We start from the raw sequence: 14,974 nt of genomic DNA, 5'->3' as shown, positions 1-14,974 counted from the left end.
CATAATACTATTGTCTCTTCATTGAGACATGAGGAGGGTAACTGATGCGTAATAAGGCTAAAAATTTCCCTAATGTAAAAATGACGCACGCACCGGATGACCAAAGTGAGTATCTCGCTTTACGTCCTAATGGAAAGATCAACAGTAAGCCACAGGAAAGAGCGGCAAGATCCAGACACCGGGACGTCAATGATACAGGGAGGAATTACCATGGGTAAGCGTAATTTCAAAACTAATGCCTCTGCTATACGTTCTCATCGCAGTATCAAACATTTAGGCAGTCGAGTGAACGGAGAGACAGAACAGACGCAGGCAGACCAAATCACTGAAGTTCAAGCTAGAAAACGAAACTAGATCCCAAGCTGGGTGCGGTTAACCGTGCCCAGCTTTTATGTTACTTTTTCTCCCAACATGGAAATCGGCAATGCCTCTTCCTCTTCTACACTCACTTTTTCTCCATTATTATTTTTACGGTAACCCCAAGCGAAAATCCCGTTCATATATTGAATATAAAAGGCATGAGCAGGATCGCCTTCAAGACGATATGTTTCACCTGCTGAAAAGACCCCAGGATCCAGCATATATGATTTTGCCATGATGATCTTACGCTCATGGACAGCAAATTCATTCACCATTCCCATTTGCTCCGCCTTCTGTGCTTTTTCCGTTAGTTGAGCAATCTCTTGTCTTAATTCATTTTGACTATAATCACTGTAACGTCGTTCCAATTTCATACCTCCTAATAAAACTTTACCCTTTCTTTACATTTTAGCAGGCTTTGTTCACAATGAATATGGTGAACACTGAATTATAGAGGAGAGAAACCATATGAGTCATGTAATGATTACGGGCGCAGGGACAGGACTCGGTCGTGCGTTAGCCCATAAGTACGCTAATGAAGGAAACACCATCTATCTTTCGGGACGGACAGAAAAAAAACTGCTGATCGTCCAGGATGAAATCAAAGAATCCGGGGGCAGGGCAGAGGTTCTTATTTGCGATATTTCAGAACCTGCATCTGTTTCTGAAGCATTGAAACAAATCGGAACTTTAGATGTATTGATCAATAATGCAGGTCTTGGTATTTTCGGCGATTTAGCTGGTTATACTGAACAAGACATTGATAAAATGCTGGATACGAATGTCAAAGGGACTTTATTAATGACCCAATATGCTTTACCAAAATTAAAGCAATCAGGAGGAAGGATTTTGAACATCATTTCTACTGCAGGCTTAAGAGGTAAAAAGAATGAAAGCATCTACTGTGCAAGTAAATTTGCTGTGCGTGGCTTTACAGAAAGCTTGCAAAAAGAATGGGCAAAAGGAAACATGTCAGCTACAGCGGTTTATATGGGGGGCATGAACACACCATTCTGGAGTGAAACCAAACACGTAGACGACCCCGAGTGTCTAAAAGGCCCGGAAGTTGTTGCCGAACAAATCTTTAACGAAGACGATGGCCGCGAGGAGATAATCGTCGATCGCTAATCAGCACCTCATTCATAAGACCTCAAGAAAAGTGAACCGTTTCCCGAATCCTGGATTCAGGCAAAAAAAGAAGCTGTCCCTTTTTAAAGCGACAGCTTCTTTTTGTTTGTCTTACTCTCCAAGACCTTCTTCTTTTGCTTTTGCCACGACGGCTTCTACTGCTTCTGCTTCATCAGAACCTTCCGCTTTGAAAGTCACTTCTGCCCCATTAGGGATACCAAGAGACATAACACCCATGATGGATTTCATATTCACGGATTTACCTTTGTACTCAAGGTTCACATCTGCTTGATATTTCCCTGCTACTTGTACAAGAGCTGTCGCTGGACGAGCATGCACTCCATCAGCTGCTGTAATTTTCATTGTTTGTTCTGCCATGTTCATTCTCCTCTTTATTCTTTGATTTCAATGATATCTGGATCATTGTGATTGACTTGACCTGAAGCTTTAACGTTTACAGACTGACCTTCTTGAAGGTTGGTGAATACAATCGGTGTTATAACTGATGACGCGTGTTCTTTGACATAGTTCAAATCAACTTCCATCAATGCCTGCCCTTGCTTCACTTCGTCACCTTCAGCAATTTTATCTGTAAAACCTTCCCCTTTCAAGCTGACTGTATCGATACCGATATGAATTAAGATTTCCATTCCATTATCTGCTTCGAGACCAATCGCATGCTTTGTAGGGAATACGTTAAGAACTTTACCGTTGATCGGCGAAACTATCTTACCATCTTCCGGCTCAATTGCAAAGCCATCACCCATCATTTTACCTGAGAAAACCTGATCCGGCACTTCGGTGATCTGCATGATTCTCCCTTTGATCGGGCTGACAAATTCCAATTCTCCTTTTGTTACAGGAGCTTCTGCTTCTTTCTTCTCGTTTACGATCTCAGAAACATCTTCTCTGGAACGAGGTGTTTTACCATCAATGATATCTTGCATTTGACCGCGCAATGTATCAGACACAGGACCGAAAATCGCTTGGATATTGTTTCCGACTTCCATAACGCCAGATGCTCCGAGTTTCTTCAATCGGTTCTTATTGACGCTTTCCTTATCATTTACAGAAACACGTAACCTTGTAATACATGCATCCAAGTGGTCGATATTCTTCTGACCGCCCATTGCCTCCAGAATTTCGAAAGGCAGGTCGCCTACTTCTCCATCGTCCTCCTCGTCTTCTGCTTCATCCTCGCGTCCTGGAGTCGCCAAGTTGAACTTGAGGATCGCCCAGCGGAATCCGAAGTAGTAAATCACAGAGAATACCAGGCCGACGATGATGACCCACCACCAGTCTGTACGGTTCGGCATGACTCCGAATAGAATGAAGTCAATCAAACCACCAGAGAACGTTTGGCCGATTTTCACTCCAAGAATTTCCATGATCATGAAGGAGAAACCAGCGAAAACAGCGTGAATCGCAAACAATAGTGGAGCTACGAATAGGAAGGAGAACTCAATTGGTTCTGTGATCCCTGTCAGGAATGAAGTCAAGGCAGCGGATGCCATGATCCCCCCTACTACTTTCTTGCGTTCAGGCTTCGCCGTATGATAAATAGCCAGCGCTGCAGCGGGTAGACCGAACATCATGAACGGGAACTTACCGACCATGAATGTACCTGCTGTGAATTCAACGCCATCTTTTAATTGTTCAAAGAAAATCGTTTGGTCACCACGAATGACTTCTCCTGCTGCATTCGTATAGCTACCGAACTCAAACCAGAACGGCGAATAGAAAATATGGTGTAAGCCGAATGGAATCAATGATCGTTCAATCAAGCCAAAGAAAAAGGCTGAAATCGTCTGATTCCCTTCTAACATCAAGTGAGATAATGCATTAAGCCCGGATTGGGCAAATGGCCAAACACCCAGCATGATTATTCCTAAGAACAATGAAGTAAAAGCTGTAATGATCGGCACAAAACGCTTACCAGCAAAGAACCCTAAGAACTGTGGCAATTCTATATTGAAAAATCGATTATACATCGAGGCGGCTAATATACCGACAATGATACCACCGAAGACACCAGTTTGCAGTGTGGGTATTCCTAACACTTCTGCATAGGCAGGATCTGAAGTCATGTCGGCATCTACGTTACCTAAGACACCCATGACGACATTCATAATCAAGTAACCGATGATGGCAGCGAGTCCTGCTACACCATCCCCTTTGGCTAACCCGATTGCTACACCGACAGCAAATAATAACGGCAGGTTATCAAAGACTATCCCGCCGGATTCAGCCATTACTTGCAGGAATTTTTGTACCCATGGAGTCCCGAAAAATGGCACTTTATCAACGAAATTATCTTGCGCAAAGCTTGTACCAAAAGCAAGCAGCAGTCCGGCCGCTGGTAACAGGGCTACAGGGGTCATCAACGCTTTACCGACTTTTTGCAAGGTGCCGAAAGCATTCTTGAACATTATATTTCCTCCTTTTGTTTTGTGAGTAAAACAGCTGCCCATGTCCAATTTCAGAAAAATAAAACGTTTTCAATTTCAAGTAAAGGATATGCGCCCTCCTGTTGGGCGCAATTATGGATGAAAGCACTAAAAAAGGCATGAGTACAGAAGATTCGCCGGCTATCAAAGGGCAGTCTTCTCCCTATGATAACCACTAAATCTTCTTGTACTCATGCCTGATCGTGTCAGTAACACGTACGTTTAGGATTTATGGGTTAAACGTTGTAAGTGAATCGTCAAATAGATCGCTTCCGATTCATCTACAGGTTTATTCAGCTGTTTTTGCATCACTTTTATCAATTTCCATGCTAAATTATAGCACACTGGGTACTCTTCCTTCAACATCTTTGCTAAACGAATTTCATCCCCTACATTTTCATCTTGATATACCCTGTCAATAGCCCGGTGCAAATGCTGGACTAACCGATGGTAATCGACACTGTTTTTATCAATGGAAACTTGCATTGTATCTTCCACTATCTTCACAAGCTTCGATATGAGCAGATTATGTCTATTGATCTCACGCAACGTTTTGTCTGTTACAGCACTATGAATGTGAAGAGCAATGAAACCTACTTCCCCATCAGGGAATTGAATCCCCATTTCATCATAGATCAGTGTTACGACTTCCATAGCCACTTGATACTCTTTCGGATAAAGAGATTCAATTTCCAACAAAAATGGATTGGAGAACTGGAGATTCTGTTTAGCACGATTGATGGCGAAAGCCAAGTGGTCAGTCAATGCCACGTGTATGTGTTGATTAAGCTCTTGTCCCATTCTTAATTCAACATGATGAAGGACATCGTTCATGAAATCAATGAGCTTCTCGTCTATGTATGGGAGCAAGTTGACATATTGTTCTTTTTCACGCTCATTACTCAACAAAAAGGTTTTGTCTGCTTTATCGAAGGAAATATCATCGCCTTTCTTTCGGTTAAAGCCGATGCCTTTTCCTATCAGCACCACTTCTTCAAAGGTCGGGTGGGCGGCAATGAGGACGTTATTATTCAATATTTTTTCTATTTTTAATTGTTGCTCCATAAAGGACCTCCACTTAATTTACACTTAAAAGCGTTTTCAGTCTTCTCATAAATACTATCGTATATTCGTTTTGTATTTTTTACAAGAGGTTATGCTAAGAGGGGATTCGTCTTCTTTGTCAGAAAGCGGTTACGTCATGTACAATCATCTAGGTATTCAGAATACAAAAGGAAAATTCGGAGAGGAGATTATTATGATCAAACTGTTCGTTACAGATCTTGACGGCACATTACTAGGAATGGATCATTATATAAAGCATGAAGATGTTGATGCTTTGAAACAAATGATTGAACAAGGGACACCCCTGGCAGTCGCTTCTGGGAGAATGGATCACGAAATCGCTGAAGTATTGAAACGAGTAGGTGTTAATGGTCACCGGGTCAGTCAAAACGGTGCCTTTGTATTTGATGATAGTGACAAGGAGATTCACTCTAAGACATTTGAGAGTGAATTAGCTAAACGCATTTTAGAAGCCATCGATAATGAGCCGATGATCAAAACCGTTTCTACTGCAAAAGAAACATTCACAAAAGAACATAATGAATGGATCGATATAATATCTGCACAAATGTTCCATGACATCATCGTAAATCCGGAAGTTAAAGAGCAAATCGGAGCTTCCATCACTCCATCCAAAATCACATTGCATGGTAAAGAAAAAGATGTTGTAGCTGCTGCCGAAAAAATAGCCGATACATTCGGTGATGAAATTGACAGCTTCATTTCTCATGAAACCTGTGTGGATATGATGCCGAAATCCATTAACAAGCAAAGCGGTCTACGCCATTTGATGGAGGGTCTGGGGCTTAAAGCGGATGAAATCGCTTGTGTCGGAGATTCATTTAACGACTTAAGTATGTTTGAAATGACACCTCACAGCTATGCTATGTCAGCCGCCCATCCTGAAGTCAAAGCAAACGCCGCCCATACAGTCGATCATGTCCATGAAGCGATCGAAGACTTAGAGAAAAAAGGATTACTCTATAAAAAAGAACAAGCTGCTGACGTATAAGTCAACGGCTTGTTCTTTTTTGTCGCCAAGTTGACTTTCACTTCTCTTGTTAAGACGGCTCATTGATATGTCACTGTGGATGTATTTGTATAAGCTCATCACCTCGACTCAAGCCTTCCATAATTCTGCCATACATGCGGGGTATCCACTAAAAGAAAAGCCCCTAGCTATTCCGGCAAACGGTCTACGATTCCATAAGGGCGTACATGATAACTCTCTACAGGCACCGCTTCTTTTTGCATGGCATCAAAAATCCTTACACGGAATTGATCTCTCGTCACCCATTTTGTGAGATCAATGGACTGCACATCTTTGAAGAGAGCTTCTTTTGTTTCACCAGGTAAGGGGCGCGGCACTCCACTCTTCTGATATCCTTTAAAAACAATGCAGACAATGTCTCTGGAAATATTGTGATAGACACCTGTAACTCCGTCGATTTCCACTTCGACACCTGTTTCTTCTATTACTTCCCTTTTCACAGCGGTTATAAGGCTTTCCCCATACTCTACACGCCCACCAGGCATTTCATATGTATCTTCTCTATGTTCATTTTTAACAAGGAGTACTTCTCCTGCATCATTTGTGACAAAAGCAGATACAGAGACGATATATTTCGGAAAATGATAGTCCCCTGTCTTCTCAAGCATCTCCACTTTAACTTCCAGAAAAAGCTGTTCGATATCTTCCCTCTCTTTCATTGCTTTCCTGTATAGATCTGATTGCTTTATTTTTTCCTGAATGTTATGAAATTCCTCATGAGAATCGTACTCCCACAAACATGTGACCTCATTACTTTCCTCTGTCTTATACCTTCCAATAAGCCTGGCTCCATGCCCAAGGTGGAGCGGAAGTTCATACTTATGAAAAAACTGAGTGACTCTTTCATAATCCTCCGGGTATATGGTGATGATTTCTTTTTTATAAATCATCCTGCTCCTCCTCATCATTCTAAAATCACAGTTAATAGTATACACGAAGACAAGGGAGGAGGAAGATTCTTTATAAAACCTTATTCGGCTCAAGCCTCATCACATTATACTTCAACATATTCATCTATGAAACGATCGATTAAATCGAATGTAAATCCTTTTCTATAAAGCCCTGATTTCACTTTCTGCTTCAGTTCATATCCTTCAGCTTTGGACTGAAACTTACGCAACAGTTTCTCTCCTTGATACACGACAGCCTCCCATTCTGCATCTTCATCCTCTTCTTCAGGCAGATTGGCCAAAACCTCTTGAATGACATCCCCCTGGAAGCCTTTTTGCATCAGGGTCTGGTGCACATTTTGGATTTGCTGACGATGAGATTTACGTCCATCGTTTTTCAATTTCTTTTTAGCGAATTTGAGCGCCTTTTCATATTGCTGATCGAAGGAATACTGAAGAATCGCTGCCTCTGCTTTGGGGGCAGCAACGCCTTTTTCCAGTAAATCTTTTTTTACGAGGAGCGGACCTTTGCTTGAGGTCATCATCCTCGTCCTTACTAAAGAATTAGCAAACTCCTGATCGTCTATTAACCGGTCATTTTTCAAGCGGGTGACAATCTCATCAATATGTTCAGGATCTGTTTCTTTTCCCTTGAGATAATCCCGCATCTCTTTTTCAGAACGCATACGGTAGCTTAAATAATTGATGGCAAGGGTATATGATTTATGTAGCGTATCTGTTTGGATGAGTGCTTGGATAGTCGCTTCATCAAGGTCCATATTCTTTTGTAGACGATGTTCGATTAAGACATCCTCATCGACACTGAAACCATACTCCTCCCCTTTTCCATGGTCTAAAAAAATGTTGTATCGGCTTTTGTGCTTTTTCTGGGTAGTAATTCGCGTAAGTTTTGCCATCTTATTCACCTCTACTTTCCATTTTATCATGCTGTGTAACTTGAGGTCATGAATAGGAATCGCAAAAGTTTATTTAGAATTATATATTTACATTCTCACTAATACAGGAGGAATAAACATGAAAATCGCTATTACTGGCGGAACTGGATTTGTAGGCAATCATTTGACTTCACAACTCAAAAAAGAAGGGCATCATGTGTACATACTGACAAGGAGTCCTGAAAAACATTCAGACTCTGAGCGTGTCACTCATGTCGGTTGGCTTAAGGAAGAACATAGGCCCGAAGAGCACCTTCCTTCTTTGCATGCGATTGTAAACCTTGCAGGGGAATCATTGAACAGCGGGCGTTGGACAGAAGAACGCAAACAATCTATATTGAATAGCCGCATTCAGTCGACAGAAGGTGTACTTGACCTGATCGCACGTTTACCTGAGAAGCCGGAAGTTCTTATCAATGCTTCTGCGGTCGGGTATTATGGCCAATCAAAAACGAAGAGTTTCACAGAGGAAACAACAGAACCAGGGAATGATTTTCTTGCCAATGTTGTAGTTGAGTGGGAAGAACGAGCTTCAAAAGCGTCCGAAAAAGGGGTAAGGACAGCTTTTGTGCGTTTTGGACTTATTTTAGGAGAAGAAGGGGCTTTACCTAAAATGGTCCTTCCTTATAAACTCATGATCGGTGGTAACTTAGGTACAGGAGAACAATGGATGTCCTGGGTCCATATTGATGACGTAGTCGGGTTGATAGAATTTGTCCTTCACAACAAAAATATCCATGGCCCTCTAAATGGTACCGCACCGAATCCAAAAAGAAATAAAGATTTCGGTCACACGCTTGGTGAGGTATTGAATCGGCCACATTGGCTGACCGCTCCTTCGTTCGCTTTAAAAACTGCTCTTGGTGATATGAGCACACTCCTTTTAGACGGTCAATCCGTCATACCAAAAAAAGCGATTACAGAAGGGTATACATTCAAATATCCTGATTTGAAACCCGCGTTACACGCTATCCTCTCCAATTGAATCAATTCCCAGAACGAAGCTGAGCGCCAGCTTCGTTCTTTTTATGATCCAATTCGTTAAAATCAAGTATAATAATGGTAATACAAATCGAAGGGCTGTATGTCTATGAACACAATCATAAAGAACATCAATATCCACCCCATCACTTCCAAGGAGATCAAAAACGGCTTTGTACATGTGATGGATGGAAAGATCCATGATTATGGTCAGACGATTGAATTCCCTGATCACGCAGAATATATTGATGGAAAAGGCATGGATTTATATCCTGGTTTCATTGATGTCCACACACACCTTGGACTCTATGATGAAGGCACAGGGTGGGCGGGCAGTGATGCAAATGAAACCATTGAAGCCATTACTCCGCATTTGCGCGCTATCGATGGAGCACACCCTCTTGACCCTGCCTTTTTTTCAGCTCGGAAAGCGGGGGTTACTACAGCCCACATCATGCCGGGCAGTGCTAATATGATTGGTGGCACAACATCAGTCATCAAGACTGTCGGACATACCATTAACCATATGATTTTAAGACCGACAGCTGGTTTGAAATTGGCTTTAGGTGAGAACCCGAAGCGCATCCATTCCCAATCCAAAAATGCTTCCATCACCCGCCTCGGTATCATGGGGACTCTTCGAGAAACTTTTTATGCGGCTATGAAAAATACGGAGCATGATTTACGTGTCCAGCCCATTCTCCAGGCCTTGAATAAAGAAATTCCTGTACGGATTCATGCTCATCGCGCCGACGATATCATTACAGCCCTTCGCTTCGCTGATGAATTCGATCTCGACCTGCGAATCGAACACTGTACAGAAGGGCACCTGATCGTGGATGAATTAGCAGGGAGAGACTTGCAAGTATCTGTAGGTCCCACATTTACGCGGGCGTCTAAGATTGAACTCCGCAATAAGACATGGCAAACCTATAAAATCCTGCATGACCATGGAATCAAAGTATCTATAACCACAGACCATCCTTACACTCCTATACAATACTTGAATATTTGTGCAGCATTAGCCGCTCGCGAGGGGTTGGACATTGAAGATGCATTGAGAGGGATTACCATTACTCCAGCCAAAAATTTAGATGTCGATGATCGTGTAGGCTCTATAGAAAAAGGAAAGGATGCCGACCTTGTTTTATGGAGCGGCCATCCTTTTGAATACTTATCAAAGCCGATTTGGACGATGATTAACGGGAAGATGGTATATTTCCAAGAACAATAAGCGCTTATAAAAGCATTGCCTTCTTCTTCCCCGCCCTCTTAAATAAACTGTGTTAAAGGGCTCTTTAACAGACTAGAATAAAAGAGTATCCTACCATTTTTCACACATGAAAACGTTTGGAATTCTCCCTTGAAAAAATTAATAATCCATTTACAAATAATTCGTTCACTTTTTTTAAAGTTTGGATTATTATAAGTTTAGATGATCTTTTATAAGTTTTTCGTATAGGGAAGGCAAATGGTGCGCCACCAGTTATAACACTGGTTCTAGTGGGTTCGATTCCCACCCCGGATTTTTGTGAGCAATTGATAAAAATTCGAGGGTGGCCAGAACCGGCCAGTGGATGCCTTTTCCCTATGCGTGCGGCCACCCTCCTCATTCAAGGAGGGATTTTTTTATGCTGAAAAAGCGTGATTTACATGATGCCCCGGTTTTATTTGATTTGATGGTGCACCCCGAAGTTTTTCCTTACGTCCGCCATAGAGCTGCATCCAGTGATGAATTTTATTTTTTGACTAAACAAACGATTGAAGCAGAAGATCGGGGTGAATTGATTTCACGTACCATCCTTGATGAGTGGGGGCAGCCGATTGGGACTATCAATTTGTTCGACCTAACTGAAAACAAAGGCTTTTTGGCGACTTGGCTCGGGCGCCCATATTTTGGAAAGGGATACAATCAGTTAGCAAAGGATGCATTTTTTGAAGAATTGTTTTTTCAATTGAATATCGAAGCTATTTTTATGAAAATCCGTAAAACAAATGTGCGTTCTATGAAAGCTGCCTTGAAAATACCTTATGTTACCTCAGCGAATGAAGCTTACCCTGAAGTTCTTTCCCGCATTAACCGCATCGAGGACGTCTACGATTTGTTCGTGATTACAAAAGAGCAATATTTATTCCATTACTATGGCGATCAGGAACAAAATGAAGAAATGTTAGAAGCATAAGCCTTCGCTTATGCTTTTTTTAATAGACCTGTTTGTTTCATCATTGAATGTTATCAACTTTATCCACAGGGTTGTGCACAATGTTAATAACCTCTTATTATACCCCTTCAAATCACATTTGCGTTATTTTCAAGTTGTTGATATTCCTTTAACTGATTTCTGGGGATTGTGTGAGTAAATACACCTTATGCCTATGAAATCAACGTTCAGGTTGTGGATATCAAGTGTAAGAAGGAAAAGGCACATTGGTCTCATGAATATTTTCCTTCAGCAACCCTTCGATAGGAAGTACGATTTCGGGGGTTCCATGGACGCCTGCAGCGATTTCAAACTTATTGAATACCAGTACCAAGTGATCCTCTTGTAAGTAATAAGCTGTGTTATCCCTCACACCCGCAAAGGGCTCTTTTATATACATGTCGGGATCACTCTCGAGTACTTTCTTCACTTCATTGTTCAAGCGATCCATATGAACAAAGTCATTCAACATTTTAATTGAACCGTCATCCATATCATCAAAGTTAATGGACGTAACAGTTGAATTGTACCGGTCTCCTTGAGTAATATGGGAAGTCATCACAACTGAATAAAACTTCTTCTCTTTATAAACCGTAGTTTCTTCATAATAAAGAGAAGACACCCCCATAGTTTCATTTGCCCCCCTCTTCACCATCCGAAAAGTATCTTCTAACTTTTGAACAATCTTATGATTGATATCCTTTTGCATCTCTTCATTCTCTAAACGTTCAAACAACGGATAATCTGCATGGATCTCCCAATCCTCTGTAACTTGATCCTTATGCACAATTTTGTATTGGCTTTCAGCTGTTACGCCTCCACTATGCATTAATATCATACAAAGCATCAGCATAATAATCGAAAAGGTTCTCAAAACACATCCCTCCTGTATCTGTTAGTTTGACCTAAATACTGAAAACTAAAGAAACATGGGACGTTTTTTTCATTTAAAATTACGTCATTCATTGAAGTGAAAGTGAGTAATATCATTTACTCTTTGATAACATAAAGGTACAAGCGCTCGGATCACATGACTTTACAATAATCCTTTCACACCAGGTAAGCGAGCTTGCGGAAGAATGGCGAGGTAATAATTGGAGGCTTTATGGATATAACTCATATAAAACAAGTAGTCACAGACTGCTTCTTAATTCCCGACGAAAAAAAGCGAAAGGATAAATTACCCTCTCGCCTTTTGCTTATTATTATTTGAGGAAACTTTTATCAACAAGTCCGGTCAAATCCGGCTTTTCTTTAAGGAACTCAAGTTCGTAAGAAGAATTTGCGAACTCTTGGAGGTGTTTTTCTTCGATTTCATACGTAAAATCGATACGTTCCCACGCTTGATCAATAACTCCTTTGGAAAGCTCCTGATCTGTGATTTCCTTAATTTTATCGATGGCTATTTGTTTTGCTTCTTCAGGATTTTCATTGATGAAATTGGTTGCTTTTTTATGAGCTTCTACAATGCTGTCGACCATATCAGGGTTGTTCTCAACCAATTCTTGGGAGGTAACAAAAACTGCAGCAGGCAATGTTTCACCATAAGCTACATCTGGTGTATCTACGAGGACTTTACCCTTTCCTTGTTCTTCAATAGAGGAAGCCCATGGTTCAGGTACTGTAGCAACATCCACATTTCCCGCTTCAAATAAGCTTGCATACGTAGCAGGTTTCCCTGTGACATGCTTCATTTCCCCACCAATACGATCGGAAGTCATCCCATACTCTTCATGCATCATCGTTTCAAATTGAACATCATGGGTACATCCGACTCGTGGAGAGATAAATGTCTTGCCTGCTAAATCTTCCGGTGAGCTAATGCCTGCTCCTTCTCTCGCCATGATCACAGTCCCACCTGTAGAACCAGCTGCAACGACATTGATCTTAGCTCCACTGGTAAAGTGGTTCATGGCTGGTCCTGGACCGACAAGCCCCCCTTGGATATCTCCTGTTTCGACTGCTGTCATAAATGAGGAACCATCAGGGAAGTACTGGTAATTCACTTTGGTTCCATCAGGAAGGGTTTCTGAATAAAGGTCTTGTTTCTCTGCTACCATTCCGGCAACGTGATTGATATTAGGAAAATAACCAATTGTTATTTCGTCTGTATTTTCTCCGTCAGAATTGGCACCTGCATCACTTCCGCATGCCGCTAATACCAAGCTAAGTAAAGCTAAAGTGACGATTGATAACCACTTTTTCATATTTTCTCATCTCCGTTTCTATGTTTTAAGTAAACCCCAGCGCTTCATCACATTTTTCTCAAGCTTGGAAAAGACGATTTGATCAACAACAGCACCAATGACTCCAATAATAATAATAATGGCAATCACTTGATCCATTCGTGCATAATCCTGTGCATACCTTAGCGAGTAGCCTAACCCAGGACCATTACTCAACAGTTCACCGGCCATAAGGGCTCTCCAACTGAAAGCCCAAGCTAAACGAAGTCCTGTCATGAAATAAGGAATGCTTGATGGAATCTCTACTCTGAAAAAAAGAGGGATCCCATTCGTTCCCATCGTTCTAGCAGCCCGGATGAGGTGTGGGGGCACACTGTGGATCGCTGTACGTACATTAAGGGCCATAACAAATGTCCCCCCTAATACAACAACAAAAACAACCGCGAATTCGGAGAAACCAAAGAGCATAATTGCTAAAGGTACCCATACGATACTAGGGATACTTTGTAAAGCGATTAAATACATCCCGGCAGTTTCGTCAGATTGTTTAGATTTCCCGAGTAATACTCCAATCACCGTACCGAACAGGATGGCAAGCGATAACCCCATAAATAAATGTCGGAAACTTGCGCCTAATGCTTTTATGAAATCTCCATCAGCAAATCCCTCAAAGAGAGCTCCGCCTACTTTCATTGGAGAAGGAAACACAATATCTTCAAACACCCCTAAAGCAAAGACCAGTTGCCAAATACCAACGACTACGACTAAAAATCCTATCCTTTTAATGGCTGAATTCATGACTGAGCTCTTCCTTCAACACTTTATTGATCTCGGTTTCAAGCAAATTCATTACTTTCCTTTCCAGCTCGATGACATCAGGATCTTCTCTTCTCCTTGGTCTAGGAAGATCAATCTTGAAATCAGCGATCACCTTACCGGGACGAGTCCCCATCACTACTACTCGATCCGATAACTTTATAGCTTCTTGTATACTATGAGTAACAAATAAGATCGTTTTCTGCGTTTCCTGCCAAATCTTCATCAATTCATCATGTAAGATATGTCTTGTCTGCTCATCCAAAGCTCCAAAAGGTTCATCCATCAAGAGTACTTTCGGATCCATCGCGAGCGCTCTGGCAATAGCCACCCTCTGCTGCATTCCACCTGATAGTTCATGTGTATAGTTTTTTTTGAAACGACTTAAATGAACCATTTGTAAAAAACGGTCCACACGTTCTTCGGCTTCTTTTTTAGGCCAACTACTTTTCAGAGGAAAGAGCACATTTTCCTTAACGTTCAACCAGGGAAATAGCGATGGTTGCTGGAACACCATCCCTCGATCGGGTCCGGCTTTCTTTATCGTTTCCCCTTCCAATACGATGGAACCTGAAGTGACCTCTTCAAGACCAGCTACCATTGAAAGCAGGGTGGATTTCCCGCAACCCGAAGGACCAAGTAAAGAAACGAACTGATTTTCTTCTATACCCAAATCAATATCAGAAAAGACTTCGAAGCTTTCTTCTCCCCCTCCATTGAAGGTTTTTCCTACGTTGTTCAACTCTAAAAACAAGCCCCCACCCCCTTAATATTATAATTCCTATCGAATTACTGTGCTTTATGATTATAGTATTAGATTATACATTTGTTCTGAATAATGTGTCAATAAATACCGCTATTACTTTCGTTACTAATTGTTACGTTTCAAACTT

17 protein-coding genes are annotated in these 14,974 nt (G+C 41.5%); 7 read left to right on the top strand and 10 right to left on the bottom strand.

Going from position 1 to position 14,974, the window contains the following annotated elements; translation table 11 throughout:
• Positions 1-44: 44 nt before the first annotated feature.
• Together sspK and ACTWPX_RS09305 are read left to right on the top strand one after the other, a co-directional pair.
• Positions 45-218, top strand: a complete 174-nt coding sequence (sspK, locus tag ACTWPX_RS09310; RefSeq protein ID WP_128523943.1) for a small acid-soluble spore protein K — start codon at positions 45-47, stop codon at positions 216-218.
• Entirely contained in the window at positions 211-354 is a 144-nt protein-coding gene (locus ACTWPX_RS09305) for a YpzG family protein (RefSeq protein ID WP_164908502.1), read from the top strand. Before sspK ends, ACTWPX_RS09305 begins: the two co-directional genes overlap by 8 nt.
• 35 nt (positions 355-389) lie before the next feature.
• On the opposite strand, the gene ACTWPX_RS09300 is transcribed toward ACTWPX_RS09305, so the two are convergent.
• A complete protein-coding gene (locus tag ACTWPX_RS09300; RefSeq protein ID WP_443119488.1) occupies positions 390-728 on the bottom strand; it encodes a YfhH family protein in 339 nt (112 codons plus the stop codon).
• 100 nt (positions 729-828) lie between these two features.
• On the opposite strand from ACTWPX_RS09300, the gene ACTWPX_RS09295 reads away from it, so the two are divergent.
• The gene (locus ACTWPX_RS09295) at positions 829-1,488 is read left to right on the top strand and encodes an SDR family NAD(P)-dependent oxidoreductase (RefSeq protein ID WP_443119487.1); all 660 of its coding nucleotides are present in this window, start codon (positions 829-831) and stop codon (positions 1,486-1,488) included.
• 111 nt (positions 1,489-1,599) lie between these two features.
• Here the strand turns inward: ACTWPX_RS09295 and ACTWPX_RS09290 are convergent, their stop codons facing one another.
• The 3 genes from ACTWPX_RS09290 to glcT form a co-directional block, all read right to left on the bottom strand.
• Positions 1,600-1,866 carry a phosphocarrier protein HPr gene (locus tag ACTWPX_RS09290; protein ID WP_443119486.1) on the bottom strand — a complete coding sequence of 89 codons (267 nt, stop codon included), beginning with the start codon at positions 1,864-1,866 and terminating at the stop codon, positions 1,600-1,602.
• A gap of 14 nt (positions 1,867-1,880) precedes the next feature.
• Complete coding sequence (ptsG, locus tag ACTWPX_RS09285; protein WP_443119485.1) at positions 1,881-3,917, bottom strand: glucose-specific PTS transporter subunit IIBC; 2,037 nt, start codon at positions 3,915-3,917, stop codon at positions 1,881-1,883.
• Between the two features lie 240 nt (positions 3,918-4,157).
• Positions 4,158-5,000, bottom strand: coding sequence for a glucose PTS transporter transcription antiterminator GlcT (gene glcT, locus ACTWPX_RS09280; protein WP_443119484.1), 843 nt, complete (start codon positions 4,998-5,000; stop codon positions 4,158-4,160).
• A 115-nt stretch (positions 5,001-5,115) separates the two neighbouring features.
• Between glcT and ACTWPX_RS09275 the strand changes: the two genes are divergently transcribed.
• Entirely contained in the window at positions 5,116-6,012 is an 897-nt protein-coding gene (locus ACTWPX_RS09275) for an HAD family hydrolase (protein WP_443119483.1), read from the top strand.
• Positions 6,013-6,179: 167 nt separating this feature from the next.
• Here ACTWPX_RS09275 and ACTWPX_RS09270 read toward each other — a convergent pair whose 3' ends face one another.
• Positions 6,180-6,941 (bottom strand): NUDIX hydrolase, encoded by a 762-nt coding sequence (locus tag ACTWPX_RS09270; RefSeq protein ID WP_443119482.1) that lies wholly within the window; start codon positions 6,939-6,941, stop codon positions 6,180-6,182.
• A gap of 104 nt (positions 6,942-7,045) precedes the next feature.
• On the bottom strand, positions 7,046-7,858 hold the full coding sequence (recX, locus tag ACTWPX_RS09265) for a recombination regulator RecX (protein WP_443119481.1): 813 nt from the start codon (positions 7,856-7,858) through the stop codon (positions 7,046-7,048).
• Between the two features lie 118 nt (positions 7,859-7,976).
• On the opposite strand from recX, the gene ACTWPX_RS09260 reads away from it, so the two are divergent.
• The 3 genes from ACTWPX_RS09260 (at position 7,977) to ACTWPX_RS09250 (ending at position 11,061) form a co-directional block, all read left to right on the top strand.
• Positions 7,977-8,882, top strand: a complete 906-nt coding sequence (locus tag ACTWPX_RS09260; protein ID WP_443119480.1) for a TIGR01777 family oxidoreductase — start codon at positions 7,977-7,979, stop codon at positions 8,880-8,882.
• A 105-nt stretch (positions 8,883-8,987) separates the two neighbouring features.
• The gene (locus ACTWPX_RS09255; protein WP_443119479.1) at positions 8,988-10,112 is read left to right on the top strand and encodes an amidohydrolase; all 1,125 of its coding nucleotides are present in this window, start codon (positions 8,988-8,990) and stop codon (positions 10,110-10,112) included.
• Positions 10,113-10,509: 397 nt separating this feature from the next.
• Complete coding sequence (locus ACTWPX_RS09250) at positions 10,510-11,061, top strand: GNAT family N-acetyltransferase (protein WP_443119478.1); 552 nt, start codon at positions 10,510-10,512, stop codon at positions 11,059-11,061.
• Positions 11,062-11,281: 220 nt separating this feature from the next.
• On the opposite strand, the gene ACTWPX_RS09245 is transcribed toward ACTWPX_RS09250, so the two are convergent.
• The 4 genes from ACTWPX_RS09245 to ACTWPX_RS09230 all read right to left on the bottom strand — a co-directional run bounded on the left by ACTWPX_RS09245 (position 11,282) and on the right by ACTWPX_RS09230 (position 14,835).
• On the bottom strand, positions 11,282-11,953 hold the full coding sequence (locus ACTWPX_RS09245) for an RsiV family protein (RefSeq protein ID WP_443119477.1): 672 nt from the start codon (positions 11,951-11,953) through the stop codon (positions 11,282-11,284).
• A gap of 331 nt (positions 11,954-12,284) precedes the next feature.
• Positions 12,285-13,286: an aliphatic sulfonate ABC transporter substrate-binding protein gene (locus ACTWPX_RS09240; RefSeq protein ID WP_443119476.1), complete on the bottom strand. Its 1,002-nt coding sequence runs from the start codon at positions 13,284-13,286 to the stop codon at positions 12,285-12,287.
• An 18-nt stretch (positions 13,287-13,304) separates the two neighbouring features.
• A complete protein-coding gene (locus ACTWPX_RS09235) occupies positions 13,305-14,063 on the bottom strand; it encodes an ABC transporter permease (protein WP_443119475.1) in 759 nt (252 codons plus the stop codon).
• Positions 14,047-14,835, bottom strand: coding sequence for an ABC transporter ATP-binding protein (locus ACTWPX_RS09230; protein WP_443119474.1), 789 nt, complete (start codon positions 14,833-14,835; stop codon positions 14,047-14,049). Before ACTWPX_RS09230 ends, ACTWPX_RS09235 begins: the two co-directional genes overlap by 17 nt.
• Between the last annotated feature and the right edge of the window lie 139 nt (positions 14,836-14,974).

Source organism: Halobacillus sp. H74 (assembly GCF_052246715.1).
GTDB lineage: Bacteria > Bacillota > Bacilli > Bacillales > Halobacillaceae > Halobacillus > Halobacillus litoralis_A.
Note: the sequence above shows the minus strand (reverse complement) of the source record. Positions and strands in the feature narration are given on the sequence as shown.

Coding starts and splice junctions, on each gene's coding strand:
- ACTWPX_RS09255 (WP_443119479.1), top strand. CDS start 8,988: ATGAACACAATCATAAAGAACATCAATATCCACCCCATCACTTCCAAG.
- ACTWPX_RS09305 (WP_164908502.1), top strand. CDS start 211: ATGGGTAAGCGTAATTTCAAAACTAATGCCTCTGCTATACGTTCTCAT.
- ACTWPX_RS09290 (WP_443119486.1), bottom strand. CDS start 1,866: ATGGCAGAACAAACAATGAAAATTACAGCAGCTGATGGAGTGCATGCT.
- ACTWPX_RS09240 (WP_443119476.1), bottom strand. CDS start 13,286: ATGAAAAAGTGGTTATCAATCGTCACTTTAGCTTTACTTAGCTTGGTA.
- sspK (WP_128523943.1), top strand. CDS start 45: ATGCGTAATAAGGCTAAAAATTTCCCTAATGTAAAAATGACGCACGCA.
- ACTWPX_RS09250 (WP_443119478.1), top strand. CDS start 10,510: ATGCTGAAAAAGCGTGATTTACATGATGCCCCGGTTTTATTTGATTTG.
- ACTWPX_RS09295 (WP_443119487.1), top strand. CDS start 829: ATGAGTCATGTAATGATTACGGGCGCAGGGACAGGACTCGGTCGTGCG.
- ACTWPX_RS09260 (WP_443119480.1), top strand. CDS start 7,977: ATGAAAATCGCTATTACTGGCGGAACTGGATTTGTAGGCAATCATTTG.
- glcT (WP_443119484.1), bottom strand. CDS start 5,000: ATGGAGCAACAATTAAAAATAGAAAAAATATTGAATAATAACGTCCTC.
- ACTWPX_RS09235 (WP_443119475.1), bottom strand. CDS start 14,063: ATGAATTCAGCCATTAAAAGGATAGGATTTTTAGTCGTAGTCGTTGGT.
- ACTWPX_RS09270 (WP_443119482.1), bottom strand. CDS start 6,941: ATGATTTATAAAAAAGAAATCATCACCATATACCCGGAGGATTATGAA.
- recX (WP_443119481.1), bottom strand. CDS start 7,858: ATGGCAAAACTTACGCGAATTACTACCCAGAAAAAGCACAAAAGCCGA.
- ptsG (WP_443119485.1), bottom strand. CDS start 3,917: ATGTTCAAGAATGCTTTCGGCACCTTGCAAAAAGTCGGTAAAGCGTTG.